The organism is Rahnella sp. PD4 (assembly GCF_049199325.1).
Lineage (GTDB): Bacteria > Pseudomonadota > Gammaproteobacteria > Enterobacterales > Enterobacteriaceae > Rahnella > Rahnella perminowiae.
In genome coordinates this window covers 36860-63839 of sequence record NZ_JBLZQF010000011.1, presented here as the reverse complement: position 1 = coordinate 63839, position 26980 = coordinate 36860, and the positions used below count along the sequence as shown (strand labels likewise).

The window sequence follows — 26980 nt, the reverse complement described above, 5'->3', positions numbered from 1 at the left end:
TGAGAAAGAATGCCGTCACGTAAAAATGCCCTGAATGAGCAGGGCATTCATGATGTTCGCAGATTTAGCTGTAATTTTTGTAAATCATCTGCAGGTCGTCTTTAATCTGCCGGCTGATGGGCGTTGCTGAAATATCATCAATCGGCCAGAATAAATACTTAATCAGATTGTAAATGAAACAAAACTCCAGCCGGTTACGGACTCGGATTTTTTGCGCCAGATGCCGTTTATGAACATAAACAGTACGGCTGCTGATGTTTAATTTTCTGGCAATGCGATAGTTCGGCATTTCAGACATCCAGTAACTCATCACCAGAATTTCCTGATCGCTCAGTAACGTTTTTGGCAGGCCGATGTTATTTATCGGCATAAATGCTTCAGGGTCTTCAGCAATCTGTTGCAAGAGGGCGGTGAGCGACTGCTTGTTGAGAATAGAGACTTCACGGGTTACAGCAATTGGCGTTTCGGTATTCGGATAGTGAGCATCAACGTAGCAGTATATTCGGGCGCTATGACGAAATTCAAAGAAGGTTTTTAATTCTTCAGATAGTTCTGCAGTATGGCAATTAATCGTCATATTTACCAGGATAATATCTGGTTCGAATTCAGGAATTAAATTAAGGGAATGAGAAATATTCACAGTATCAATAATATCAAGACTATTATTTTCAACGAGATAAGAGAAAATTCCTAAGCGCGTAAAACCACAGGGTTCAATTATACAAACTTTCATATCACATCCTTGTCATGCGTAACATTACGCGCAGGAAACCACTCCTGTGATTTCTGTATCCAGCATAGATTCTTTTCTCTAATGCTGTCAATTCGGAAATGCGAGTCTGTTGATCTTGTTCAAACTGGAATTAGAAAAATCATAAAGAAAATAAAATGATAACCCCCGCTAAATATCCACGAGGGTAGAAAATATTTTACATTAATTGAACCGATTAAGAGAAAAGGGAGTAAGATCAAAAGGAATAGGACGATTGTTACCGAAGAGGCTAACTATTTCTCCTAATACACTGGCGAATTTAAACCCATGACCACTTAGCCCCGAAATCACTAACGTATTTTCTCTTTCCGGCAGGGTATCAATAATGAAATCTTCATCAGCCGTCATATCATAAGTGCATGAGGCACCACGCAAACTGACACCCACGCCCGGGAGGAAATGGCGGAAGAAATTGAATGATTCCGTTCCATCCTGACTGAAGCTGCCAAAAGATTTACGTTGTTCAGGTTCGGTTATCCATTGACCACCATTATGTTTCCCCAATTTCAGTTCATCCTTAACAGAGGGGAATCCATAATACTGGTCACCTTGCAGCGTTTCGAGCGTAAAGGCGGGAAAATGGTTTTCTTCACTGTAGCGGCCATCTGCATGGAACCAGGCAAACACTTTACGCAAAGGTTTAACGGGCAACGCTGGCAGGATTTTTGTGACCCAGGTTCCCGCTGCTACCACCAGTTTGGCTCCGCGGTAGACTCCGTCAATCGTTGTCACTTCAATGCTATCATCCAGCCAGTTAATGCTTTCAACAGGGCAGTTGAATAGCTGCGCACAACCGGCTTCCCGCGCAAGGCGAATATACGCCGACACCGCCATTTCACTTTGCAGAAAACCCGAGTTGGGTTCGTACACACCGCAATAGCCGTCCTGTAAGGTGAAAAGAGGCCATTTTTCGCGGATTTCGGCCGAACTGAGAGATTGTGTGACCAGACGGTAGGTTTCTGCACTGTGCTTAACATTACAGATAAATTCTGAATTTTCAGGACCTATGTTCAGAACGCCGCTGCGATGGAAAATCTTATCGTTGCTGAGTTCTGCCAGTTCATCCCAAAGCGTTTGCGCTCTCAACAGCATTGGCACATAACGTGAGCCTTCGCCGTAAGCGTGGCGGATAAGGCGTGTTTCGCCATGGTGGCTCCCCGCCTGATGGGGTGGCATTGCGCTGTCTATCATCAGCACTTTCAAGCCGGAACGGGTGGCGTAGTAACCTGCGGCTGAACCGACCGAACCGCTGCCTACGATAATGAGATCGTAATCCATAATTAAAACGTTCCTGTGGTGAGAGTTTTTAACAAGCTGGCTACGGGCATGATAGAGAGTTTACAGCGAAGAAGGCAAGCAGGGCGGAGGCAAAGAAAAAGGCACCAGGATAAATCGCTGGTGCCTCAGACGTGCAGGTAAAGATTAATGTTTACGGTGATCACTGTATTCGTACTCGTTAGATTCTATCTTTTCGATGCCGGCTTCAAGGATGGTAATGAGTTGCCGTGCAACGTCGGTAGTTAACCACAGGGTTCTGTCTACCTGAGCATCCTCGGGTGTCTGGTCTTTTGAAGACAGATAATGAAGGCGTATCATCATGGCGTCATAAGAGTCGACGGTACTGATATCCCAACCAACAAGCGGGTGTGTCTGAATAACTTCATCATTTCTGTCCATATAGACCCCTTATATTGTAGTGACTGACGTGAGTGACTATCTGAGGATCAATGCGGCTCATTATCATGTGAGCTATTTCAGTATAAACAGATAAAGCGATTTAGGGAGTGGTTTAAGAGAATTAAATTGTAAATAATTTGTGTTGATTATTTATTAAACGGAATAATCTGAAGTTAACCTAAATTTTATTTTTCAGAATAGTCTGTTTTATGCAGTAAAAAGGAATAAAAAACCGGACTGCGACGCCCGGTGAAATACAAAAATAGCCTTTCGGCGTGGTTTTAATAAACCTGATTATTATAGATAGGGGGGAGAGAATGAATAGCTTTTCAGAAATTCCATCGGCTTAGTCATCATTCTGATTGGAGAACCAGTCGTCAGCGCTTTCCCAGGTTTCCTGAAGAATTTCCTCAATCAGGTCGCGGTCAGTTTTTGCCCCGCCCAGAACAGACAGGCTATTTGCCCCGGCATATCGCACCTGGATTTTATTTTCGCGGTCGGAAAACTGTTTGTTAATTCTTTTACTCAATTCACCTGATAACGCGTCCAGCGCGCCGGCAGGCAGAGGCTTGGTTTTATCAATTGTGACTTCAACACGCATAGGACCTCCTGAATAGATTTGACTGTATATTTATACAGTCAAATCATGATCAGTGCAATACGCGCTGGTGAGAATTTGTTGTTAGTAAGACGTCACTTTCCAGGTCAGTGTCTGACCTGCCAGGAATGGCACAATAGATTCATGGCCTAAAACAATTTCTTCAGGCTGTGTCACCGGGATACGGGACAATTCGATGAAGTCTTCATTCAGCGGCAGGCCATAGAAACGCGGGCCGTTCAGGGAGCAAAACGCCTCAAAATGTTGCAGCGCATTGAGTTCTTCAAAGACGGTCGCATAAGCTGATAACGCCAGCGGGGCATTAAAGCAACCCGCGCAGCCACAGCTTGATTCTTTACGGCCTTTCGTGTGCGGCGCAGAGTCGGTCCCCAGGAAGAAGCGATCAGCTCCGCTGGCGATAACTTCACGCAATGCTTCCTGATGAATATTACGTTTGAGGACTGGCAGACAGAACAGATGCGGACGTACACCGCCAACCAGCATGTGGTTGCGGTTGAACATCAGATGCTGTGGCGTAATGGTCGCACCCAGATACTGATTGCCAGAAAGAACATATTGCGCGGCTTCTTTGGTGGTGATGTGCTCGAAGACAATTTTCAATTCAGGAAACTGACGACGTACCGGATCCATGACTTCATCAATGAAACGGGCTTCACGGTCAAAAATATCTACATGGTTGTGCGTAACTTCACCGTGGATCAGCAAAGGCATGCCGATTTTCTGCATACGCTCCAAAACAGGATAAATCTTTTTGACATCAGAAACGCCATGCTGAGAATTTGTTGTCGCATTGGCCGGATACAATTTTGCCGCAGTGAATACACCTTGTCCGAAACCGCGCGCAATTTCTTCCGGATCCAGAGAATCTGTCAAATAGCAGGTCAGCAGAGGAGTAAAGTTATGTCCTGCAGGCAACGCGGCCATAATCCGGTCACGATATGCTATCGCATCCGCCACGGTGGTTACGGGGGGAGTGAGGTTTGGCATAACAATGGCGCGACCGAATACTTCACTGGTGAAAGGTAACACCGTGCTGAGCATGTGGTCGTCACGAAGGTGAATATGCCAGTCATCTGGACGGCGGATTTTCAAAACTTGCGGTGTTGCGGTCATCAGGCAAAACTCCGGCATTGAGGGACAAAATAGAGAGAACAGGTGCGGTAATGGGAGCATTAACGGCGGGGAACAAGAATAAGCGTAAAAGCGTTGTGTTGCATCCGTTAAATAAAGTTCGTATTGAAATCAATGCATCGACAGGTTCATAGTGGGAATAGATTTTAGTCAGAGTGCTTCCCGGTACGCCCTGAAGCATGACCAAAAAAACAGGAGAATTATTATGGAAATCAGAGTGGTTGCCACTATTGTCGCTAAAGCAGAATTCAAGTCAAAAGTGACAGAAGCGTTGCTTGATGTCATTGAACCAAGCCGGCTGGAAGTAGGGTGCCTGCAATATGAGCTGCATCAGGATCTCGATACAGAGGGTACCTTTGTTTTCTACGAACGATGGGCCTCTGAAGAGGCGCTGAATCAGCACAACAAGACCGAGCATTTCCAACACTTTGCAAAAAGCCTGGAAGGTAAACTGGAGGAACTTACGATTCGCCGGTTGAAAAGTCTGGCCTGATCGGGTTGAACCTCTGGTCATTTTCTTTAAAAAAAAACCCGCCGAGGCGGGTTTTTGAGTCTCACTGCTCAGCAGTTACTCGGCTGGCATTTCAGGTTTGGTTGCCGGGGCTGTTGCAGTAGTGACTGCCGCATGACCACCTGCAGAACCTTTACCTTCAAAGTTGAACTCAGGGCGAACCCAGTCACTGTGACGAGGAGGCTCTTGTATATAGGCGGGTGCCGGAGCTTTCGTCATAGGCGCTGTCGCGTGGTGCTTGAAGCGAGGTGCAACAATCGCAGCTTCCGTGACTGCAGGCACGACTGCAACTGGCGCAGCTTCTGCAGCAGGTTTAACGTCAGCCACCGGTTCTGATTTCTCTTCAGCTTTCACTTCAGGTTCGGCGACTGGCACCGGGGCCTGAACTTCAGGTTCAGCGAGAACAGGTGTTGGTTCCACGACCACTGGCTCGTGTGCTTCAGGTGCAACGTCAACAACAGGCGTTTCCACGACGGGTTCAGCTGTTGCCGGTTCAACGAGAACTGGCTCTTCGGCAACAGGCTGCGCAACGTCGGTTAGTGTAGTTTCGGCTGGAGTTTCTTGTGCAACAGCTTCAACAACATCGGCAGGTTCAGCGGTTGACGGTTGTGCAACTTCAGCGATCTCAGACAGTACCGGCGTATTCGCCTGTGCAATCTCAACCTGTTCAGTCAGCACTTCAGGGGTTTCTGTTTCAGCAACCTGTAGTTCAGAAGACGGGGCAACCGGATAAGTGACCCAGACTTTACCCGAAGCCATTTCCGGAGAAACAAACGCACCGGCAAGTGGCATAGGTGACTGAGTCGGATAACGTTCATCACGATAACGACGACGACGTTGACCACTTACACGCAGGTGGCGTGGCGAGCGGCGTGAACGACGTGGCATACCATTTTCACGGCCATTGTCATTCTGATTATCTTCGTTATCGGTAATGTTTGTTGTTTCAGCATCAGAAGGTTCCTGCTCAGCAATCACAGGCGCCGCCGGGCGAGTGCCGGTGATCAATAGCTGTGCTGCAGCTTCTTCTTCGTGATCAACGTCTGTTTCAGACTCGAAGCGGATTTTATGCGATAACTGACGACGCTGACGGCGCTGAGTTGGCTGACGATCTTCCTGCTCAGTTTCATCAGCAACCACCGGCGCAGCAACCTGTTCAACGGCTGCGACTTCCTGAACTTTTTCTTCCGTCTGTGGTTTGCGCTTGTCTTCAGAACGGCGACGTGAGCGTTCACGACGAGGCTGTTGTTGCTGTTCTTCACGCGCGGCCGTTTCAACCTCTTCGCTACGGGTTTCGGTAACAACCGGTTCCTGATTACGGCGGCCACGGCGCTGATCATCACGCTGTTCACGATTATTTTCGCGGCTATCACGGCTTTCGCCACGATTATCACGATTGTTGTCACGGCCTTCGCCACGTTCACCACGATTACCGCGGTCATTGCGATCGCCACGTTCTCCGTTGCGCTCACGACGTCCGCCCTGGCGGCGTGGATTACGGCGTTCGTTGTTACGGCGATTTTCCGTTTCAGCCGCTTCCTGAGCCTCTTTTGGTGCTTCAACAGGTTTAACTTCCTGCTGTGGCTCAGGCGCGAACAAGCTTTTCAGACCGCTCAGAAGACGGCTGACAAAACCTGATTTTTCAGCAACAGGTGTTGCAGGAGCGTTAACTGTTGTGGTTCTGACTTTAACCGGCTCTTCGGTTTCGGTCGTCGGCTCAAAGCTGGACGGAGGCGCTTCGCTTTGCAGCGCAAACGCAGCCAGAGCGGGTTGCTCAGGACGACGACGCTCAGCGGGCAATTCTTCAGAAGGCTGCAGCATTTCTGCTTCATGAATCTGTGGCAGCAGATAGCTCAGTGCAGAGATTTCTTCGCCTTTACGAACACGCAGGACATGGTAGTGCGGAGTTTGCATTTGATCGTTAGGCACGATCACCGCGCGCACACCGCCCTGACGTTTTTCGATGGCATTCACCGATTCACGTTTTTCGTTCAGCAAGTAAGAAGCGATAGGCACCGGAACGATGGCATGGACTTCTTTGGTATTTTCTTTCAGTGCTTCTTCTTCGATCAGACGCAGAATCGACAGTGACAGGGATTCGTTGTCACGGACGGTACCGGTACCTGCACAACGCGGGCAGATATGGTGCGTTGATTCACCCAATGAAGGGCTAAGGCGCTGACGGGACATTTCCAGTAAACCGAAACGGGAAATGCGGCCGATTTGAATACGGGCGCGGTCCTGACGAACGGCATCACGCAGACGATTTTCGACTTCGCGCTGGTGGCGAACGGGCGTCATGTCGATGAAGTCGATAACAATCAGACCACCGAGATCGCGCAGACGTAACTGACGGGCAATTTCATCTGCTGCTTCAAGGTTAGTGTTGAATGCGGTTTCTTCGATATCGCCGCCGCGGGTGGCACGTGCGGAGTTGATGTCGATAGCGGTCAGCGCTTCGGTGCTGTCGATAACAATAGAGCCACCGGAAGGCAGACGGACTTCACGCTGGAAAGCGGATTCAATTTGCGATTCAATTTGGTAGTGACTGAACAGCGGAATCTCACCCACATACGGTTTAATTTTGCTGCTGAAATCAGGACGGCCCAACGCGGCAATATGTTCTTTTGCCAGATCGAGAATTTTCGGGTTATCGATGAGGATCTCACCGATGTCCGGGCGCAGGTAATCACGAAACGCCCGAACGATAACATTGCTTTCCTGATGGATCAAAAACGGAGCAGGGCGGCCTTCAGCGGCTTTCTTGATCGCATCCCAATGTTTGAGGCGGAAAGTCAGGTCCCATTGCAGAGCTTCTGCGGATTTGCCGACACCGGCAGTACGCACAATCAGACCCATGCCATCAGGCAGTTGCAGGGAGGATAAGGCTTCTTTCAGTTCAGTACGGTCATCGCCTTCAATACGGCGGGAAATACCCCCGGCACGTGGATTGTTTGGCATCAGAACCAGATAACTACCGGCCAGACTGATAAACGTCGTCAGTGCTGCGCCTTTATTTCCACGCTCTTCTTTATCTACCTGAACAATCACTTCCTGACCTTCGCGCAGCACATCTTTGATGTTCGGGCGGCCATGAGAAGCATAATTACCAGGGAAATATTCGCGGGAAATTTCTTTCAGAGGGAGGAAACCATGTCGTTCCGCGCCGTAATCTACGAATGCTGCTTCCAGACTAGGTTCTATGCGGGTAATTTTGCCTTTGTAAATATTCGCTTTTTTCTGCTCATGGCCCGGACTTTCAATATCCAAATCATACAGCCGCTGTCCATCTACAAGGGCAACGCGCAACTCTTCTTGCTGAGTTGCGTTAATCAACATTCTTTTCATCTTAACTTACTCATTATTATTCCATTATTGACAGAGCTGCGGGCAAAATGACCTCATGACCGGATAAACCGTTGGCCCCGAGTCTTCTCGCAAATCGTCAACCTCACGGCTGTCGCTTGCATAGGGGCGCATTATTTCGGTAAGTCTGCTTTTGCTGTATTAAAGACACCAGCGTTGTGAAAGCAGCACTTTTATTAGGGGAATAGCTTCTGAATTTACGTTAACAGATCTCATTCCGTTCGCCGGCCAAGCTGCAACCCGCAGCCCGCTAATTGCTTGATTTCACATTACGTCTTACGCCATTGCTGCGTTTTTGTGCGATCAGGCAAATCTATAATTCCTGCGTTTTCCCTAACTTAAGAGAAACAACGCCGAAAGTAACTTCATTATTCCATTGCAGGCACTGTGATAGCAAGGTGACTTTTCCCAAGCAGGTAAGATATTTACCTCAATGAGAGATGCGCCGCATTGTCAGAACCTGAGCTTTGTTAAAAAACAGAGGGAGTAAGAAGGTTTTCCGGCGCAGTTACTGGTAAAGTGAAAGTTAAGCACATAAAAATCAGTGGCGCGAACCGTGCCGGATATTTAGAATCGCGAGCCATGAAAACTGAGAATCCAACTGTACAATTAATCCCCATTTCTGACGACGAAGCCGGTCAGCGTATCGATAACTTCTTACTTAAAATCCTTAAGGGCGTGCCGAAGAGCATGATCTATCGCATAGTGCGTAAGGGTGAAGTGCGGGTTAATAAGAAAAGAATTAAGCCGGAATATAAATTAATTGCCGGTGATGAAGTGCGTGTCCCCCCCGTTCGTGTTGCTGAACGTGATGAGGCGCCTGTTTCCGCAAAACTGGATAAAGTCGCCGCGCTGGCGGATTGCATTTTATATGAAGACGAGCATTTGCTGATCCTCAATAAACCCTCCGGCACGGCCGTACACGGTGGCAGTGGCTTGAGTTTTGGCGTGATTGAAGGTTTGCGCGCGCTCCGCCCTGAGGCCCGTTTTTTGGAGCTGGTACATCGTCTCGATCGTGATACTTCCGGTGTTCTGCTGGTTGCTAAGAAACGCTCTGCGCTGCGTGCCTTACATGAGCAATTACGTGTAAAAAGCATGCAAAAGGATTATCTGGCGCTGGTCCGGGGGGAATGGCCCTCACACTGCAAAGTCGTACAAGCACCTTTACTGAAAAATATTCTGCAAAGCGGTGAACGTGTTGTCCGGGTGAATGCCGAAGGCAAACCTTCAGAAACACGCTTTAAAATTGAAGAGCGTTATGAGTTTGCCACGTTGGTGAAAGCCAGCCCGGTGACCGGCCGAACCCATCAGATCCGCGTACACGCATTGCATGCCGGCCATCCGATTGCTTTTGATGACCGTTATGGCGAGCGTGATTTCGATGCCAGGCTGTCCGGAACCGGCCTTAATCGTTTATTCCTGCATGCAGCGGCGCTGCGGTTTGAACATCCGAATACCGGCGAGACGATGCGCATTGAAGCACCGATGGATGCCAAACTGCGTCACTGCCTGAAAGTCCTACGGGCTAAAACAACGGCACGTTAAGTTGTAAACAGTAAACAAAGGCGCACGGGGTGCGCCTTTTTGATTGATTTAGAGCAACGGGTTGATACCTTCCCGCCGCAACAAAGCAAGCAGCGCAATAAGGGGCAATCCAACCAGTGTGTTCGGATCGCGTCCTGTCAGACGGTCGAAAAGCGTAATTCCCAGACCTTCACATTTAAAACTTCCGGCACAGTCATAAGGTTGTTCACGATGTAAATAACCGGCAATTTCTTCATCAGTTAATGACCGGAAGGTTACGTCAAATGTTTCACATAAAGTTTGTGCTGTTTGTGTTTTGCCGTCATACAGGCTCAGGCCGGTATAAAACGTCACCGTCTTCCCGCCGGCAGCGCGCAGCTGCTGGAATGCGTTATTAAACGTATGCGGCTTGCCGGTTATTTTTCCGTCAATCACGCAAACCTGATCAGAACCAATAATCAGGTGTTCAGGATACACTGGCGCAAGCACGCTGGCTTTGCTGTAAGCCAGACGCTGCACCAGTTCTGCCGGTTCTTCGTCGCGACCCGGTGTCTCATCAATATCCGGAGCAGCGCAGGAAAATACCAGGCCGGTTTTATCGAGAAGGGCCTTGCGGTATACCGATGTTGAAGCCAGAAGTAATTTTTTGGGATGTGCTGACATAATTTTTTTTCACAAAGCGTAGCGTTATTGAATCGCACATTTTAAACTGTTGGCCGCTGTGGAAGCGAATATTGGTGAAAGGTGCGGTTTTAAGGCCTTTTTCTTTGACTCTCTGTCGTTACAAAGTTAATATGCGCGCCCTATGCAAAAAGTAAAATTACCCCTGACCCTTGATGCGGTTCGCACAGCCCAGAAGCGTTTAGACTATACAGGTGTCTATACCGCTGATCAGGTTACGCGTGTTGCCCAATCAGTGGTCAGTGTGGATTCTGATATACAAACCTCTTTGTCGTTCAATATCGACAATCAGCGCCTGGCTGTGATTACCGGCCACTCCGATGTTGCTGTGACTCTGGAATGCCAGAGATGCGGTAAGACGTTTGAACATCAGGTTCACACAACATATTGTTTTAGTCCTGTCCAAAATGATGAACAGGCTGAGGCATTACCGGAAGCGTACGAGCCGATCGAAGTCGATGATTTTGGCGAAGTTGATCTGCTGGCAATGATTGAAGACGAAATTATTCTTTCACTGCCTGTCGTTCCGGTACATGAATCTGAACACTGTGAAGTGTCCGAAGCGGACATGGTATTCGGTAAACTGCCTGAAGAGGCGGAGAAACCCAATCCATTTGCCGTATTAGCGAGTTTAAAGAAAAGTACTTAAGGAGTAAGGTCCATGGCCGTACAACAGAATAAACCAACCCGTTCTAAACGTGGCATGCGTCGTTCACATGATGCTCTGACCACTTCCACTCTGTCTGTGGACAAGACTTCTGGTGAAACTCACCTGCGTCACCACATCACTGCCGACGGTTTCTACCGCGGTCGCAAGGTAATCGGCTGATATTTGCCTGCAACTTATTCACGTGATAAGTGCTGGCAAGGCGATACCTTGACTCGTCTAACCATCGCGTTAGATGTAATGGGCGGAGATTTTGGTCCTTCCGTCACAGTGCCTGCTTCATTGCAGGCACTGATCTCTAATTCTCAATTAGACCTCCTTCTGGTCGGCGATCCCGACGCAATCACACCTTTCTTAGCCAAAGCCGATCCTTCTTTAACAGAACGAATTCGGATAATTCCTGCTGAATCAGTGATAGCCAACGATTTACGTGCGTCGCAAGCTATACGGGCCAGCAAAGGAAGCTCAATGCGTGTGGCGCTGGAACTGATCAAAAGTGGTGACGCACAGGCGTGTGTCAGTGCCGGGAATACCGGTGCACTGATGGGATTAGCCAAGCTGGTTGTCAAACCGCTGGATGGTATCGAGCGACCCGCTTTGATGAGCGTGTTACCTAACCAGCAACGCAGTAAAACCGTGGTGCTGGACCTGGGCGCCAACGTTGAGTGTGACAGCACGATGCTGGTCCAGTTTGCCGTGATGGGAGCTGTCATGGCCGAGCAGGTTGTGGGGATCACAAATCCTCGTGTTGCCTTGCTCAATATTGGCGAAGAGGAAAGCAAAGGGCTGGATAATATCCGCGAAGCCGCCGCGATTTTAAAAAATACCGCATTAATCAACTATATCGGCTATCTTGAAGGCAACGACCTTCTGACCGGTAAAACGGATGTGATGGTGTGTGACGGCTTTGTAGGTAACGTTACGCTCAAGACCATGGAAGGCGTAATAAGGATGTTTTTGTCACTGTTAAAATCCTCGGGAGAGGGTGGCAAGAAGGCCTGGTGGCTGAAATGGTTAGGTCGGATCCTGCAGAAAAAATTGCTAAAGCGTTTTAGCCATCTCAACCCCGACCAGTATAATGGCGCATGTTTGTTAGGATTACGGGGCATCGTTATTAAAAGCCACGGTGGAGCAAACCAGCGTGCGTTTGCTGTTGCTATCGAACAGGCTGTGCAGGCGGTGCAGCGGCAAGTCCCTCAGCGGATTGCCGCGCGCCTTGAAGCTGTATTACCCAAGAGTGACTGATCGTACATGTATACAAAGATTCTCGGTACGGGGAGCTATTTGCCCGTGCAAGTTCGGACTAATGCCGACTTAGAAAAAATGGTGGATACCTCCGATGAGTGGATTGTCACGCGTACGGGTATTCGTGAACGTCGTATCGCTGCACCGGATGAGACTGTGGCCACAATGGGCCTGCACGCTGCTGAAAAAGCACTTGAAATGGCCGGCGTCAGCACAAGTGACGTAGGTTTGATCATTGTTGCAACAACCTCATCTTCACATGCATTCCCAAGTTCAGCCTGCCAGGTGCAGAATATGCTGGGCATCAAAGATTGCGCAGCGTTTGATCTGGCTGCCGCATGCGCAGGTTTTACCTATGCACTGAGCGTGGCCGATCAATACATTAAAAACGGTGCCGTGAAATACGCACTGGTAATCGGTTCTGATGTGTTATCCCGTAAACTCGATCCGGAAGATCGCGGTACGGTGATCCTCTTTGGGGATGGCGCTGGCGCAGTATTGCTGGGTGCGTCCGAAGAGCAGGGCATTATTTCCACTCACATGCATGCAGATGGCCATTACGGCAATTTACTGACATTGGCTTACCCTAGCCAGTCAGAGCCGGAAAAACCGGCTTATGTCACCATGGCGGGTAATGAAGTCTTCAAAGTCGCAGTGACTGAACTGGCGCACATTGTCGATGAAACCCTGACGGCCAATAATCTTGACCGTTCCGAACTTGACTGGCTGGTGCCGCATCAGGCGAACCTGCGCATCATCAGTGCAACAGCGAAAAAGCTGGGCATGGAGATGGATAAAGTCGTTGTCACGCTCGATCGCCATGGGAACACGTCTGCGGCTTCTGTGCCTGCAGCATTTGACGAAGCGGTTCGTGACGGCAGAATTCAGCGGGGGCAATTAGTGTTGCTCGAAGCATTTGGCGGTGGCTTTACCTGGGGCTCGGCGCTGGTACGTTTTTGATTTAACAGGATGATAAAAATGACAAAAATAGCAATAGTTTTCCCTGGTCAGGGTTCTCAGACACTCGGTATGCTGGCTGATTTAGCCGCTGCGCATCCGGTTGTTGAGGAGACATTTGCCGAGGCTTCTTCGGCGCTGGGGTACGATTTATGGCAGTTGGTGCAGCAGGGGCCAGCTGAAGAACTCAATAAAACCTGGCAGACGCAACCGGCATTATTGGCGGCCTCCGTCGCTATCTGGCGCGTATGGCAACAACAGAACGGCACTCAGCCTGTTCTGATGGCAGGCCACAGCCTGGGCGAGTATTCCGCTTTGGTTTGTGCCGGCGTGCTGGATTTTAAACAGGCGATTTCCCTGGTTGAACTGCGCGGTAAGCTGATGCAGGAAGCTGTTCCTGCGGGGACAGGCGCGATGTATGCGATCATCGGTCTGGATAATGATGCCATTGCCAAAGCTTGTGAAGAATCGGCACAAGGTCAGGTTGTTTCTCCGGTGAACTTTAACTCGCCTGGTCAGGTGGTGATTGCGGGTAACAAAGAAGCTGTAGAACGCGCCGGCGCGGCATGTAAAGAAGCGGGCGCAAAACGTGCTCTGCCTCTGCCTGTCAGTGTGCCTTCACACTGTGCGCTGATGAAGCCAGCCGCTGAAAAACTGGCGGTTGCACTTGAAAATGTGACTTTCAGCGCACCACAGTATTCTGTCGTGAATAATGTAGATGTGAAAATCGAAACCTCTCCTGAAGCCATCCGCAGTGCGCTGGTCCGTCAGTTATACAGCCCGGTTCGCTGGACTGAGTCTGTCGAATTCATGGCAGCACAAGGCGCAGAAAAACTATTAGAAGTGGGGCCGGGTAAAGTACTGACCGGGCTGACCAAACGTATTGTTGACACCCTGACGGCTGCCGCTGTGAATGACACGGCAAGTCTGGCAGCGGCGCTTGAGCAGTAATAAGAGGATGAATATGAGCTTCGAAGGCAAAATTGCACTGGTGACCGGTGCCAGCCGTGGTATTGGCCGCGCAATCGCAGAAAAGCTGGTTGCTGGTGGCGCAAAAGTGATCGGTACTGCGACCAGCGAGAAAGGTGCGGAAGCGATTGGCGAATATTTAGGCGAAAATGGCAAGGGTATTATGCTCAATGTGGTTGATTCTGCATCTATTGAGCAAGTATTGGCGACGATTCGAGCTGAATTTGGCGAAATTGATATTTTAGTTAATAATGCCGGCATCACCCGTGATAACCTTCTCATGCGTATGAAGGATGATGAGTGGCAGGATATCCTGGATACGAACCTGACTTCAGTGTTTCGGCTGTCAAAAGCTGTCATGCGAGCTATGATGAAGAAACGGTGTGGACGGATTATTACAATTGGTTCCGTTGTTGGCACCATGGGTAACGCAGGGCAGGCGAACTACGCGGCGGCTAAAGCTGGCTTGATTGGTTTTAGTAAGTCTTTGGCACGTGAGGTCGCTTCACGTGGCATTACTGTCAACGTCGTCGCTCCCGGCTTTATTGAGACGGATATGACAAGGGCGTTGACAGATGATCAACGCGCAGGCATTTTGTCATCAGTTCCAGCCAACCGGTTGGGCGATGCCAAAGAAATTGCCAGCGCCGTTGCTTTTTTAGCCTCTGACGAGGCCAGCTACATCACGGGTGAAACATTACATGTCAATGGCGGCATGTATATGATTTAAAAATTACGAAATTATTTGCGTTTTTTGCGGTAAAAACCGCAAAATAGAGCAAATTCGTGGTTTGACCAGCCTGGATTTAGTTGCATCTTTTTCAACATTTTATACACTACGAAAACCATCGCGAAAGCGAGTTTTGATAGGAAATTTAAGAGTATGAGCACTATCGAAGAACGCGTTAAGAAAATCATCGTTGAACAGCTGGGTGTTAAACAGGAAGAAGTAGTGAATGCTGCATCTTTCGTAGACGACCTTGGCGCTGATTCTCTCGACACCGTTGAGCTGGTTATGGCTCTGGAAGAAGAGTTTGATACCGAGATCCCTGACGAAGAAGCTGAAAAAATCACTACTGTTCAGGCAGCAATTGATTTTATCAACGCTAGCCAACAGTAAGCGTACATGCTTTAAGTTTAGATAGTTAGGCGGTCATTTGACCGCCTAAGTTTTTTATATCCCACGGTATTACTACTTTTTTCCCTCCCTGGAGGACACACGTGTCTAAGCGTCGAGTTGTAGTGACTGGACTGGGCATGCTGTCTCCTGTCGGCAATACTGTAGAGTCCACTTGGAACGCTCTCCTTGCCGGTCAGAGTGGCATCAGCCTGATCGACCATTTTGATACTAGTGCCTACGCAACGCGTTTTGCTGGCTTAGTAAAAGATTTTAACTGTGAAGACTTCATCCCGCGAAAAGATGCCCGCAAGATGGATGCCTTTATTCAGTATGGTATTACTGCCGGTATTCAGGCGATGCAAGACTCCGGGCTTGAAGTGACTGCTGAGAACGCGACACGCATTGGTGCGGCGATCGGTTCCGGTATCGGCGGACTTGGTCTGATTGAAGAAAACCATTCCTCATTGGTTAACGGCGGACCGCGCAAAATTAGTCCTTTCTTCGTGCCATCAACTATCGTCAACATGATTGCAGGTCATTTGAGTATCATGTTCGGGTTGCGTGGACCGAGTATTTCTATCGCAACAGCCTGTACTTCTGGTGTGCATAATATTGGTCATGCAGCACGTATCATCGCCTATAACGATGCCGACGTGATGCTGGCAGGCGGTGCTGAAAAAGCCAGTACACCGTTAGGTGTTGGGGGATTCGGTGCAGCACGTGCGCTTTCTACGCGCAATGACAACCCTCAGGCGGCAAGCCGTCCGTGGGATAAAGATCGTGATGGTTTCGTACTGGGTGACGGCGCAGGTATTATGGTGCTGGAAGAGTACGAACATGCCCGCAAACGCGGCGCAAAAATGTATGCGGAAATTGTCGGTTTTGGCATGAGCAGTGATGCTTATCATATGACATCACCGCCTGAAGATGGCGCGGGCGCGGCACTGGCGATGGAAAACGCACTGCGTGATGCGGGTGTTTCTGCAGCGCAGATTGGTTATATCAATGCACATGGTACGTCGACGGCGGCGGGTGATAAAGCTGAAGCACAGGCAGTTAAAGCCGTCTTTGGTGCCGATGCGCAAAAAGTTATGGTCAGCTCCACCAAGTCGATGACTGGTCATCTGTTAGGTGCGGCCGGTGCAGTGGAGTCCATTTTCACTTTACTGGCATTACGCGACCAGATGGTTCCACCGACCATCAATCTGGATAATCCGGATGACGGTTGTGATCTGGATTTTGTTCCTCACGAAGCGCGCCAGGTGAAAGATATGCAGTATTCGCTGTGTAACTCATTTGGTTTCGGCGGTACCAATGGTTCGCTGGTGTTCCGTAAGATCTGAACCGGCACACGCTGTGTTTGTGAAGGCCCGTTAATCGGGCCTTTTTGCTGTCTGAATAAAAGCGACGCCTGAATACAACAATGCGTAAACGGGATGCCTGTTCCTGCTGGCAGCGTGTTTCAATACGATAAAGTAAGAATGCTCTTCTTGATGCGGCAGACCGGCTCACGCAGGCTCTGCAGTCAAGCATGACCATGAGATCCGGAGGAAGTAATCATGTGGATTAACGGTGTGGCGGCCGCGACGTTGCCGGCCAGTGACCGTTCAGTGCAGTTTGGTGATGGTTGCTTTACCACAGCCCGGGTGTCAGACGGTGTAATTGAATTTCTGTCCAGGCACATTGACCGTCTGCAGCGTGCAGCGTCGGTACTGCGTATCGAGGGTGTGGACTGGGCGGCACTGGAACAGGAAATGGTTCTGGCTGCCGGACAGCAGCAAGAGGCAGTGGTTAAAGCCGTTGTGACGCGCGGGCAGGGCGGCCGTGGTTACAGCGTCGCCGGTTGTTCTGCGCCGACGCGCATTGTCTCTGTTTCTGCTTACCCGGTGCATTATCACGCATGGCGGAAAGAGGGCGTGAAACTGGCCCTAAGCCCGGTAACGCTGAGCAAGGCTCCCTTGCTGGCCGGCATAAAACATCTTAACCGGCTGGAACAGGTGATGATCCGCATGCATCTTGACCAGACAGAGGCTAATGAAGCGCTGGTGGTTGACACTTCGGGCTGCCTGGTGGAATGCTGTGCCGCTAATTTATTCTGGCGTAAGGGAAATCAGGTTTTTACACCGGATTTATCGCAGTCAGGCGTTGACGGTATTATGCGTCAGCATCTCATCCGCGTACTTGAAGCGACATCCCCCCGGGGGGTGCACATAGTCAGTGAGCCGCCGGGCACGCTATCAGATGCCGATGAGATCCTGATTTGTAACGCCCTGATGCCGGTACTGCCGGTGAATCAGATCGATAATCAATATTACGCTTCACGGCGTTTGTACGATTTCCTGCTCCAGAACTGTTAAAAAAGTGATTAAACAATGACAAACAAAAAGACCAAAATCTTCGCCCTGATTGTCCTGATTCTGTTAGGGCTGGCGACGTTTGCCTATCAGAAAGTAAAACAGTTTGCGGATCGCCCGATCAATGTCAGCAGTGAAATGATCTTTACCCTGCCAGCGGGTACGGGCCGCGTGGTGCTGGAAACACTGCTGATCGATAAAAAACTGATGAAACCCAATCCGTGGTTTCCGTGGTTATTGCGTTTAGAGCCGGCGCTGAGTGAGTTTAAAGCCGGTACCTACCGTTTTGAAAAAGGCATGACAGTGCGTCAGATGCTTGAATTGCTGAAAAGCGGTAAAGAGGCACAATTCAGCGTGCGTTTTGTCGAGGGTTTTAAGCTCAGCGACTGGATGAAGGTTCTGGATAAATCAGAGTATCTGAAACATGAACTCAGCGGTAAAAGTGGCGAAGACATTGCCGCCGCGCTGGGCGAAACGGAGACTAAAAACGTTGAAGGCTGGCTGTATCCCGATACCTACCATTACACGGCGGGTATGACAGATTTATCGTTACTCAAACGTGCGCATGTACGGATGGAAAAAACGGTGGCGGATATTTGGAAAGGTCGCATGGATTCTCTGCCGTATAAAACGCCTGCTGATATGGTCACCATGGCGTCGATTATCGAAAAAGAAACCGCAGTGAAAGATGAACGCCCTGAGGTCGCGTCAGTATTTATCAACCGTTTACGTATAGGGATGCGACTGCAAACCGATCCGACGGTGATTTACGGAATGGGTGATAAATACACCGGCAACATTACGAAGAAAGATCTGGAAACGCCGACCCCGTACAATACCTATGTGATCACTGGCCTGCCGCCGTCGCCCATTGCGATGCCGAGCGAAGCCTCACTGCAGGCGGCCGCGCATCCGGCCAAAACACCGTATCTTTATTTTGTCGCTGACGGCAAAGGCGGGCATACTTTTAGCACGAATCTTGAGAACCATAACAAGGCGGTTCGTGTGTACATAGAGGCGCTTAAGAATAAGAATGAAAAGTAACTTCATCGTGATTGAAGGCCTTGAAGGGGCAGGGAAAACGACGGCTCACGATGTGGTCGTCGATGCTCTGCGTCAGCACGGCGTGGAGGAAATCGTGTTCACCCGTGAACCGGGGGGAACGCCGCTTGCTGAAAAATTACGCGATTTATTCAAACGTGGCGTTGATGGCGAAAAACCTACCGTGAAAGCAGAAGTACTGATGCTTTATGCGGCCCGTGTTCAGCTGGTTGAAACGGTTATTTTACCTGCTCTGGCACGTGGAGCCTGGGTTGTCGGTGACCGTCATGATCTCTCTTCACAGGCTTATCAGGGGGGCGGTCGTGGGATTGACGCTAATCTGATGAGTTCGTTGCGCGATACTGTCCTGGGCGATTTCCGACCTGATCTGACGCTGTATCTTGATCTGCCTCCGGCTGTCGGCCTGCAACGCGCCCGTGCCCGGGGAGAACTGGATCGCATTGAGCAGGAAGCTTTGCCTTTCTTTGAGCGTACACGCAGGCGTTATCTCGAACTGGCCGCTGAAGACAATCGCATCAAAACTATTGATGCCTCACAATCCATTGAACAGGTCACTGCCGCTATCAGGCTGACGTTGAAAAATTGGTTCGATGAGCAGGCTTTACAAGGCAACGCCTCATGAACTGGTATCCGTGGCTCAGTGACCCGTACAGAAAACTGGTTGCACAATACCAGACGGGGCGGGGGCATCACGCTTTGCTGATGCACGTGGCTACGGGGTTAGGCGATGAGGCGCTGGTGTATGGCCTGAGTCGCTGGCTGCTTTGCCAGCATAAAGACGGCGAAAAAAGCTGCGGGACCTGCCATAGCTGCCAGCTGATGATTGCCGGAAACCATCCTGACTGGCATATTCTTCAGCCTGAAAAGGGCAAAAGCTCACTGGGCATCGACCCTGTGCGTCAGCTTATTGAAACGTTGTACAACTATTCACAGCAGGGCGGTGCAAAAGTTGTGTGGATCCCGCAGACGGAAATGCTGACTGAAGCGGCGGCCAATGCCTTGTTGAAAACGCTCGAAGAGCCGCCGGCAGGTACCTATTTCCTGCTTGGTTGCCGTGAGCCTTCGGCCTTACTGGCGACGATCCGCAGTCGTTGCTTCTACTGGCATCTGCCGGTGCCCGAAGAAACACTGGCGGTGCGTTGGATCAATCGCCAGCTCAGTGCAGATCCGGTCGCGATTAAAACTGCTTTGCGTCTGACCAACGGCGGGCCATTATCGGCGATTCAGTTGTTGCAGCCGGAGCGCTGGAAACAACGCGTAGCGCTTTGCCAGCAGCTTTATGTGCAGTGCCAGCAGCAGGATATGCTTTCTCTGTTGCCCCAGCTTAATCATGACGATGCCGCCGAACGCCTGTATTGGTTGGCGACGTTATTGCTCGATGCTATCAAATGGCAGCAACATGCCGGGCAGTACATCATCAATCATGATCAACAACCGCTGATTACCTTGCTGGCGGATGCACAGACTAACGCCTCTCTGCAACAGTCGGTTACAGCATGGATGCACTGCCGTCAGCAATTACTTTCCATCGTGGGGATAAACCGCGAACTGTTGCTGACAGAACAATTGCTGGAATGGGAACAAATGCTTCAGGGGACAGTTTCCCCGTCTATTTTCAGTTCCGCACTATCACGCTGATATTTTTTTATCTTTAACAGACCGACGAGTTAATAATTATGTTTTTAGTCGATTCCCACTGTCATCTCGACAGCCTGGATTACAACGAATTGCATTCCGGCGTGGACAGCGTGCTGGAAAAAGCCCGCGAACGTGATGTGAAGTTTATGCTGGCTGTCGCAACAACATTGCCAGGCTATCAGTCGATGACGCAGCTGATTGGTGATCGCCCGGAGGTGGCATTTTCCTGCGGTGTTCACCCGTTAAATATTGATGATGGTTATGATTTCAATACATTGCGTGAGCTGGCGGCCAGTCCAAAAGTGGTGGCGATGGGTGAAACCGGTCTGGATTATTTTTATCAGAAAGAGGCTCTTCAGCTGAAGTTACAGCAGGACTCTTTCCGGGAGCATATCCGCATTGGCCGTGAACTTAACAAGCCGGTGATTGTGCATACACGCGATGCCCGACAGGATACGCTGGATATTCTAAAAGAAGAGAAAGCCGGGGAATGTGGTGGCGTGCTGCACTGTTTCACCGAAGATTTACCGACCGCTGAGTTTCTGCTGGATCTGGGTTTTTATATCTCTTTCTCCGGCATTGTGACTTTCCGTAATGCAGAAGCGTTACGGGAGGTGGCACGCTATGTCCCGCTGGATCGTTTGCTGGTGGAAACCGATTCGCCGTATCTGGCACCGGTGCCGCATCGCGGAAAGGAAAACCAGCCAGCTTATGTGCGTGACGTTGCCGAATATATGGCCGTCCTCAAGGGCGTCAGCGTGGAACGGCTTGCCGAAGCGACTACAGCAAACTTTTCACACTTATTTCACATCGACTCCTCCACTTTGATCTCGCGTTAGGCCAGGTCATATTCCCTGTATTTATTTTTCACCTCGTAATTAATCCTGTTAATGAGGTATCTTGGCACCGTTTTTGGCGGTGCCGCAGGCTTTTATTCAGATTTTATGTTGTTAAATGATGGCTTTTAAGACGCTCTTAATGCATTTTTCAGAAAAACGTGACTGCCATCAAACATTAACAAAGGGAATTATTTTACCCTGCGTAAAAATTAAAAGGGGTGCTCAGACACCCGGCAGCAAAAGGTTCACAACACTTTTGCAAAGCGGTGAGTTATCAGGCTAAACCGCAAGAAGTATCAAAAAGCATCATTACTCAGGAGCACAATCAATTATGTTTAAGAACGCGTTTGCAAACCTTCAAAAGGTCGGTAAATCGCTAATGCTGCCAGTATCCGTACTGCCAATCGCAGGTATCCTGCTTGGTGTCGGTTCTGCAAACTTTAGCTGGCTTCCAATGATCGTTTCTCATGTTATGGCCGAAGCCGGTGGTTCAGTCTTCGCTAACATGCCTCTGATCTTTGCTATCGGTGTTGCCTTAGGCTTCACTAACAATGACGGTGTTTCTGCACTGGCATCCGTTGTGGCATACGGCATCATGGTGAAAACCATGGCGGTTGTTGCACCACTGGTTCTGCATCTGCCCGCTGAAGAAATTGCGGCCAAGCATCTGGCTGATACCGGTGTACTGGGCGGTATCATCTCGGGTGCGATTGCGGCATACATGTTCAATCGTTTCTACCGTATCAAATTGCCGGAATACCTGGGCTTCTTTGCCGGTAAACGTTTTGTTCCGATCATCTCTGGTCTGGCTGCGATTATCCTGGGTGTGGTGCTGTCCTTTATCTGGCCGCCAATCGGTACAGGTATCCAGACCTTCTCACAATGGGCTGCTTACCAGAACCCAGTGGTGGCATTCGGTATCTACGGCGTTGTTGAACGTGCGCTGGTGCCGTTTGGTCTGCACCATATCTGGAACGTTCCATTCCAGATGCAAATCGGTGAGTACGTGAACTCTGCAGGTCAGGTGTTCCACGGCGATATCCCACGTTACATGGCGGGTGACCCGACTGCGGGTAAACTGTCCGGTGGCTTCCTGTTCAAAATGTACGGTCTGCCTGCTGCTGCGGTAGCAATCTGGCATTCAGCGAAACCTGAAAACCGTGCAAAAGTCGGCGGCATTATGATTTCCGCTGCCCTGACTGCGTTCCTGACCGGTATCACCGAGCCAATCGAATTCTCCTTTATGTTCGTTGCGCCGATCCTGTACGTGATCCACGCGATTCTGGCCGGTCTGGCATTCCCAATCTGTATTCTGTTGGGCATGCGTGACGGTACCAGCTTCTCGCACGGTCTGATCGACTTTATCGTTCTGAGCGGTAACAGCAGCAAAATCTGGCTGTTCCCAATCGTTGGTGCAGTCTATGCGGTGGTTTACTACAGCATCTTCCGTTTCCTGATTGCGAAACTGGATCTGAAAACACCTGGCCGCGAAGATACCACCAGCGAAACCACAGCGCAGGGCGGTTCTGAAATGTCTGCCTCTCTGGTTCAGGCTTTCGGCGGCAAAGAAAACATCACAAACCTTGATGCCTGTATCACCCGTCTGCGTGTCAGTGTCGCGGATGTCTCCAAAGTGGATCAGGCTGGCCTGAAAAAACTGGGTGCGGCAGGTGTGGTTGTTGCAGGTTCTGGTGTTCAGGCGATTTTCGGTACCAAGTCTGACAACCTGAAAACCGACATGGACGAGTACATGCGTAGCCATTAATGGTGAGCAATGACTGGTTCTGAGAAGGGAGGCTGCGGCCTCCTTTTTTTATGTCTGCGATTCAGCGGAGCGCTGGCTGACGCTTTCTGCGTCAATTAAGCATCAAAACGCGTAATCAGGTTGAAAGGAATGGAAATTCTAACCCATACTGCGTACAACGCTTTTTACTTTGTTAAGGACAGTTAAGATGGCCGAAGAGACAATTTTTAGCAAAATCATTCGCCGTGAAATCCCTGCTGATGTGGTTTATCAGGATGAACTTGTCACTGCGTTTCGCGACATTTCTCCTCAGGCACCTAGCCACATTCTGATTATCCCGAATATTCTGATCCCGACAATGAATGACGTTGATGAAACGCATGAAGCGGCACTGGGCAGAATGATGACGGTGGCGGCAAAAATTGCTGAACAGGAAGGTATCGCCGAAAGCGGTTATCGCCTGATCGTCAACTGCAACCGTGACGGCGGTCAGGAGGTTTATCATATCCATATGCATCTGGTCGGTGGCCGTGCACTGGGTCCATTGCTGTCGCGTCAGTAAGGGTAAACATGCGTTTTCTGATGGCGTTATTGCCGGTAATTTTATTGATTGGCTGTAGCAGCACGCCCACTATTGCGCTGAATAATCAGCAAAGAGTGGTCATGGAGTCCCCCGTTCTGACGGCGGGCATCATCCCAAGTTCACCATCCGTGTCTGATTCCGGCGGGCAGAAAAAAGCCACCACCACGTTGAATAACAACCAGCCACACTCTGTCACCCTGCATTACCGTTTCTATTGGTATGATAAACAGGGGCTGGATTTATTCCCGGTCGCCGAGGCCAGAACCATTACTGTTCCTGCGAACAGCAGCGTGGACGTCAGTTCCCTGAACGGTAATCTTGATGCGTACAGTGTGCGTATTTACCTTTATCTTTAATTTTCTGTACGGAGAAGGTTGATGAAAAAGTATTTCCTCATTGTGGCAATGGCCGCATTGATCCTTGGCGGTTGTACGTTGCCAAACCAGCAACAAACCCAGCCACAGCAGCCTGAACAACCGCAACAGCCTCAGCAACCGTTGCCACCGGTGAACCCGCCTGTTCCTGAACAACCACAGATCCAGCCGGTCCCGCAGCCGCCTAAATTTGCCAATATTGACTGGACCGCAACCGTCGAGCCAATGCTCGCGAAGATGCTGAAATCCGGTGGTGTGCAGCCGGGCAGCGTGCTGCTGGTGGACGGGGTGAAAAACAGCACCAACGGTTCCCTGCAAATGGCAAAAGCTACCGATGCATTGCGTAATGCACTGGCCAACAACACCACCTTCCAGGTAGTGCCTGCCGGGCAACTGGCTTCGGCCAAACAGTCACTGGGATTATCGCCGGACGACAGCCTGGCTTCTGTCAGCAAGGCCATCGGCCTGGCAAACATCGTGAAAGCGCAATATGTCCTTTACAGCACGGTGAGCGGCGATGTCAAAGCGCCAACCATGTCGATGCGTCTGCTTACCGCACCGAGCGGTGAAATCGTCTGGTCAGGCCGCGGTGCCGTTCAGAATTAACGCCGGGCTTGTGCAATCCGAACTACAGCAACTGATTGAACAACATTATCCGGCGGTGAAAACCGCCGGTTTTCGTTTATTACCGGTTGCCGGCCTGACCGGCGAAAGCTGGAAAATAAGTTCCCCTGCCGGCGACTTTCTGGCACGGCATCAGTCTGCTCAGCGGCAAGTTTCGGGCGCTGACCGCCAGCGTGAATCTGCGATTTTGCGGCATATCGCGCGGCATAAATTAGGTCCGCGTGTCAGACTTTATTCTCCGCCATGGCTGATAGTCGACTGGGTTGACGGAACACCGCTGGAGGAACAGGCATTCACTGACGCTTCAGTGCGCAACGCCTTATGCGAACGTCTCGTGACGTTACATCAGTTGCCGCCGTCGGGTTACCGGCTGGATTTACAGCAGCAATTTGCCCGTTACTGGCAACATATCGACAGGCGCAGGCTGACGCCACGCTGGTTGCGTTTACACCACCAGATGTTGTCGCAGGTTCCGCCGTCACCGCTGAAACTGGCGCTGGTACATATGGATATTCACGCGGGAAATGTGCTGAATACGCCGCAGGGGCTGCGCCTGATTGACTGGGAGTACGCGGCGAATGCGGATATTGCACTGGAGCTGGCGGCGCTTATTCGCGGCAACGACTGGAACGAGCAACAGCAAAGGGTGTTCCTGTACGAGTACGTAAAGGCTGGCGGGTATCAGAACCTGTCCCTGTTGCAGCAGCAGGTTAACCGCTGGATCCCCTGGGTCAACTACCTGATGCTGATGTGGTTTGAAGTGCGCTGGCAGCAGACCGGCGAGAATCAATACAGTGAATGGGCGCACCCGTTGCGCCCGTGATGATCATATGAAAAAGAAAAGGAGCGTCCATTTTGTTGGGACCTGTCATGCTGGATGTCGCTGGCTACGCGCTGGATGCTGAAGAACGTGAAATTTTGCAGCACCCGCTGGTGGGTGGGCTGATTTTATTCACCCGGAATTATCATGATGTCGATCAGTTGCATGAACTGATCCGCCAGATCCGTGCCGCGTCGCACGACAGATTGGTGCTGGCCGTCGATCAGGAAGGCGGGCGCGTACAGCGTTTTCGTGAAGGTTTTACCCGTTTGCCTGCCGCGCAATCTTTTGCAGCGCTCAACGAAGCGCACGAAGCGGGACGCCTGGCGCAGGAAAGCGGCTGGCTGATGGCATCAGAAATGATTGTGATGGATATCGACATCAGCTTTGCGCCTGTGCTGGATATCGGGCATATCAGCGCAGCTATCGGTGAGCGGTCGTTCCACGCAGAACCCCGTAAAGCGCTGGAAATGGCTGAGCAGTATATTCTCGGCATGCATTCCGCCGGTATGAAAACCACCGGTAAGCATTTCCCGGGCCACGGTGCCGTCAGCGCAGATTCCCATAAAGAAACACCGCGTGACGATCGTCCGCTGGAGGTTATCCGTCAGCACGACATGGCTATCTTCCGCCAGCTTAACGAACGTAAATTGCTGGATGCGATGATGCCTGCACATGTGATTTATACCCAGGCCGATCCGCGCCCGGCCAGTGGTTCACCATACTGGTTACAGGAAATTCTGCGCAAAGAGCTGAATTTCAACGGCGTGATCTTCTCCGATGATATATCAATGGAAGGCGCGGCCATTATGGGGAGTTATCCCGAACGGGCACAGGCCTCGCTGGATGCGGGCTGTGACATGATCCTTGCCTGTAATAACCGGCAAGGCGCGGTGAGCGTGCTGGATAACCTGTCCCCGGTCAACGCTGAGCGTGTTACGCAGTTGTATCATCGCGGACTGTACAGTGGAAAACAGGCCCGTCAGGATCTGCAAAATTCAAGTCGCTGGAAAGAGGCAAACCGTGATCTGACCACACTCGATGCCCGCTGGCAGGAACACAAACAGGCAGCCCTGTAACGTTTTTTCGACCGCGTGAAGGGGTCAACGCACATTCAGGATGAGGTAAACGATGATTATCTATTTGCATGGCTTCGATTCAACCAGTCCCGGTAACCATGAAAAAGTTTTGCAGTTACAGTTCATTGATCCGGACGTGCGCTTCATCAGCTACAGCACGCTCCACCCGCGTCATGACATGCAACATTTGCTCAAAGAAGTGGATAAAGTCCTGCATGAAACGACGGACACAAACGCGCTGATTTGCGGCGTCGGGCTTGGAGCCTTCTGGGCTGAGCGCATTGGATTCCTGTGTGGGATCCGTCAGGTGATGTTCAACCCGAATTTGTCACCGCAGGATAATATGGCCGGAAAAATCGACCGCCCTGAAGAGTATGAAGACATCGCCACCAAGTGCATCAGTGATTTCCGCGAGAAAAACCGTGACCGCTGCCTGGTGATTTTATCCCGTGAAGACGGTGTACTCGACAGCAGCAAAACGGCTGAGAAATTGCATCACTATTATCCGGTTGAATGGGACGAGCATCAGAGCCATAAATTCAAAGATATATCGACGCATCTGCAACGGATTAAAGCATTCAAAAATATCGCCTGATTTAACCTGTCGTTTCTGAAACCACTGCC

29 protein-coding genes are annotated in these 26980 nt (G+C 50.3%); 22 read left to right on the top strand and 7 right to left on the bottom strand.

All coding sequences use genetic code 11. The features are described 5' to 3' along the window. Positions 1–64: 64 nt before the first annotated feature. The 5 genes from ACOZIO_RS21480 to pyrC all read right to left on the bottom strand — a co-directional run bounded on the left by ACOZIO_RS21480 (position 65) and on the right by pyrC (position 4181). A complete protein-coding gene (locus tag ACOZIO_RS21480; RefSeq protein WP_129951844.1) occupies positions 65–733 on the bottom strand; it encodes a LuxR C-terminal-related transcriptional regulator in 669 nt (222 codons plus the stop codon). A 201-nt stretch (positions 734–934) separates the two neighbouring features. Further along, positions 935–2050: an N-methyl-L-tryptophan oxidase gene (gene solA, locus ACOZIO_RS21475; RefSeq protein ID WP_421595704.1), complete on the bottom strand. Its 1116-nt coding sequence runs from the start codon at positions 2048–2050 to the stop codon at positions 935–937. Positions 2051–2194: 144 nt separating this feature from the next. Continuing rightward, a complete protein-coding gene (gene bssS / locus ACOZIO_RS21470; protein ID WP_129951842.1) occupies positions 2195–2449 on the bottom strand; it encodes a biofilm formation regulator BssS in 255 nt (84 codons plus the stop codon). Positions 2450–2795: 346 nt separating this feature from the next. Beyond that, on the bottom strand, positions 2796–3050 hold the full coding sequence (dinI, locus tag ACOZIO_RS21465) for a DNA damage-inducible protein I (protein ID WP_129951841.1): 255 nt from the start codon (positions 3048–3050) through the stop codon (positions 2796–2798). Positions 3051–3131: 81 nt separating this feature from the next. Next, on the bottom strand, positions 3132–4181 hold the full coding sequence (pyrC, locus tag ACOZIO_RS21460; protein ID WP_129990517.1) for a dihydroorotase: 1050 nt from the start codon (positions 4179–4181) through the stop codon (positions 3132–3134). 223 nt (positions 4182–4404) lie between these two features. On the opposite strand from pyrC, the gene ACOZIO_RS21455 reads away from it, so the two are divergent. After that, on the top strand, positions 4405–4692 hold the full coding sequence (locus ACOZIO_RS21455; protein WP_129951839.1) for a putative quinol monooxygenase: 288 nt from the start codon (positions 4405–4407) through the stop codon (positions 4690–4692). A gap of 75 nt (positions 4693–4767) precedes the next feature. On the opposite strand, the gene rne is transcribed toward ACOZIO_RS21455, so the two are convergent. Continuing rightward, positions 4768–8058, bottom strand: coding sequence for a ribonuclease E (gene rne / locus ACOZIO_RS21450; RefSeq protein WP_129951838.1), 3291 nt, complete (start codon positions 8056–8058; stop codon positions 4768–4770). Positions 8059–8658: 600 nt separating this feature from the next. On the opposite strand from rne, the gene rluC reads away from it, so the two are divergent. Beyond that, positions 8659–9621 (top strand): 23S rRNA pseudouridine(955/2504/2580) synthase RluC, encoded by a 963-nt coding sequence (gene rluC, locus ACOZIO_RS21445; RefSeq protein ID WP_129951837.1) that lies wholly within the window; start codon positions 8659–8661, stop codon positions 9619–9621. A 48-nt stretch (positions 9622–9669) separates the two neighbouring features. Here the strand turns inward: rluC and ACOZIO_RS21440 are convergent, their stop codons facing one another. Beyond that, on the bottom strand, positions 9670–10263 hold the full coding sequence (locus ACOZIO_RS21440) for a Maf family protein (protein ID WP_421595703.1): 594 nt from the start codon (positions 10261–10263) through the stop codon (positions 9670–9672). Positions 10264–10405: 142 nt separating this feature from the next. Between ACOZIO_RS21440 and yceD the strand changes: the two genes are divergently transcribed. From yceD to ycfP, 20 genes are all read left to right on the top strand, one after another. Next, on the top strand, positions 10406–10930 hold the full coding sequence (gene yceD, locus ACOZIO_RS21435) for a 23S rRNA accumulation protein YceD (protein ID WP_013576250.1): 525 nt from the start codon (positions 10406–10408) through the stop codon (positions 10928–10930). Between the two features lie 12 nt (positions 10931–10942). Further along, positions 10943–11110, top strand: coding sequence for a 50S ribosomal protein L32 (rpmF, locus tag ACOZIO_RS21430; protein WP_013576249.1), 168 nt, complete (start codon positions 10943–10945; stop codon positions 11108–11110). A gap of 48 nt (positions 11111–11158) precedes the next feature. Next, positions 11159–12193, top strand: coding sequence for a phosphate acyltransferase PlsX (plsX, locus tag ACOZIO_RS21425; RefSeq protein WP_129951835.1), 1035 nt, complete (start codon positions 11159–11161; stop codon positions 12191–12193). A 6-nt stretch (positions 12194–12199) separates the two neighbouring features. Then, positions 12200–13153 carry a beta-ketoacyl-ACP synthase III gene (locus ACOZIO_RS21420; RefSeq protein WP_129951834.1) on the top strand — a complete coding sequence of 318 codons (954 nt, stop codon included), beginning with the start codon at positions 12200–12202 and terminating at the stop codon, positions 13151–13153. An 18-nt stretch (positions 13154–13171) separates the two neighbouring features. Then, positions 13172–14101: an ACP S-malonyltransferase gene (gene fabD, locus ACOZIO_RS21415; protein WP_129951833.1), complete on the top strand. Its 930-nt coding sequence runs from the start codon at positions 13172–13174 to the stop codon at positions 14099–14101. Between the two features lie 13 nt (positions 14102–14114). Then, positions 14115–14849, top strand: a complete 735-nt coding sequence (gene fabG, locus ACOZIO_RS21410) for a 3-oxoacyl-ACP reductase FabG (RefSeq protein ID WP_013576245.1) — start codon at positions 14115–14117, stop codon at positions 14847–14849. Positions 14850–15002: 153 nt separating this feature from the next. Continuing rightward, entirely contained in the window at positions 15003–15239 is a 237-nt protein-coding gene (acpP, locus tag ACOZIO_RS21405) for an acyl carrier protein (protein ID WP_015690190.1), read from the top strand. A 101-nt stretch (positions 15240–15340) separates the two neighbouring features. Next, positions 15341–16582: a beta-ketoacyl-ACP synthase II gene (gene fabF / locus ACOZIO_RS21400; protein ID WP_129951832.1), complete on the top strand. Its 1242-nt coding sequence runs from the start codon at positions 15341–15343 to the stop codon at positions 16580–16582. Between the two features lie 213 nt (positions 16583–16795). Beyond that, the gene (gene pabC, locus ACOZIO_RS21395) at positions 16796–17596 is read left to right on the top strand and encodes an aminodeoxychorismate lyase (RefSeq protein WP_421595720.1); all 801 of its coding nucleotides are present in this window, start codon (positions 16796–16798) and stop codon (positions 17594–17596) included. Between the two features lie 15 nt (positions 17597–17611). Beyond that, positions 17612–18637: an endolytic transglycosylase MltG gene (gene mltG, locus ACOZIO_RS21390; protein ID WP_217139237.1), complete on the top strand. Its 1026-nt coding sequence runs from the start codon at positions 17612–17614 to the stop codon at positions 18635–18637. After that, complete coding sequence (tmk, locus tag ACOZIO_RS21385; protein ID WP_129951829.1) at positions 18627–19277, top strand: dTMP kinase; 651 nt, start codon at positions 18627–18629, stop codon at positions 19275–19277. The genes mltG and tmk overlap by 11 nt, the downstream gene beginning before the upstream one ends. Continuing rightward, on the top strand, positions 19274–20293 hold the full coding sequence (gene holB, locus ACOZIO_RS21380) for a DNA polymerase III subunit delta' (protein WP_129951828.1): 1020 nt from the start codon (positions 19274–19276) through the stop codon (positions 20291–20293). Before tmk ends, holB begins: the two co-directional genes overlap by 4 nt. A 38-nt stretch (positions 20294–20331) precedes the next feature. Further along, entirely contained in the window at positions 20332–21132 is an 801-nt protein-coding gene (locus ACOZIO_RS21375) for a metal-dependent hydrolase (RefSeq protein WP_129990513.1), read from the top strand. A 331-nt stretch (positions 21133–21463) separates the two neighbouring features. Beyond that, positions 21464–22897: a PTS glucose transporter subunit IIBC gene (gene ptsG / locus ACOZIO_RS21370; RefSeq protein WP_129951826.1), complete on the top strand. Its 1434-nt coding sequence runs from the start codon at positions 21464–21466 to the stop codon at positions 22895–22897. A gap of 187 nt (positions 22898–23084) precedes the next feature. Beyond that, positions 23085–23438, top strand: coding sequence for a purine nucleoside phosphoramidase (gene hinT, locus ACOZIO_RS21365; protein ID WP_129951825.1), 354 nt, complete (start codon positions 23085–23087; stop codon positions 23436–23438). A gap of 8 nt (positions 23439–23446) precedes the next feature. Beyond that, entirely contained in the window at positions 23447–23815 is a 369-nt protein-coding gene (locus tag ACOZIO_RS21360) for a YcfL family protein (RefSeq protein ID WP_129951824.1), read from the top strand. A 21-nt stretch (positions 23816–23836) separates the two neighbouring features. Further along, a complete protein-coding gene (gene lpoB, locus ACOZIO_RS21355) occupies positions 23837–24439 on the top strand; it encodes a penicillin-binding protein activator LpoB (protein ID WP_129951823.1) in 603 nt (200 codons plus the stop codon). A 10-nt stretch (positions 24440–24449) separates the two neighbouring features. After that, positions 24450–25280, top strand: a complete 831-nt coding sequence (locus tag ACOZIO_RS21350) for a phosphotransferase (protein WP_421595702.1) — start codon at positions 24450–24452, stop codon at positions 25278–25280. A 47-nt stretch (positions 25281–25327) separates the two neighbouring features. Further along, positions 25328–26356 carry a beta-N-acetylhexosaminidase gene (gene nagZ, locus ACOZIO_RS21345; protein ID WP_421595719.1) on the top strand — a complete coding sequence of 343 codons (1029 nt, stop codon included), beginning with the start codon at positions 25328–25330 and terminating at the stop codon, positions 26354–26356. A 52-nt stretch (positions 26357–26408) separates the two neighbouring features. Next, positions 26409–26951, top strand: coding sequence for an alpha/beta hydrolase YcfP (ycfP, locus tag ACOZIO_RS21340; protein ID WP_129951821.1), 543 nt, complete (start codon positions 26409–26411; stop codon positions 26949–26951). The last annotated feature ends 29 nt before the right edge of the window (positions 26952–26980 follow it).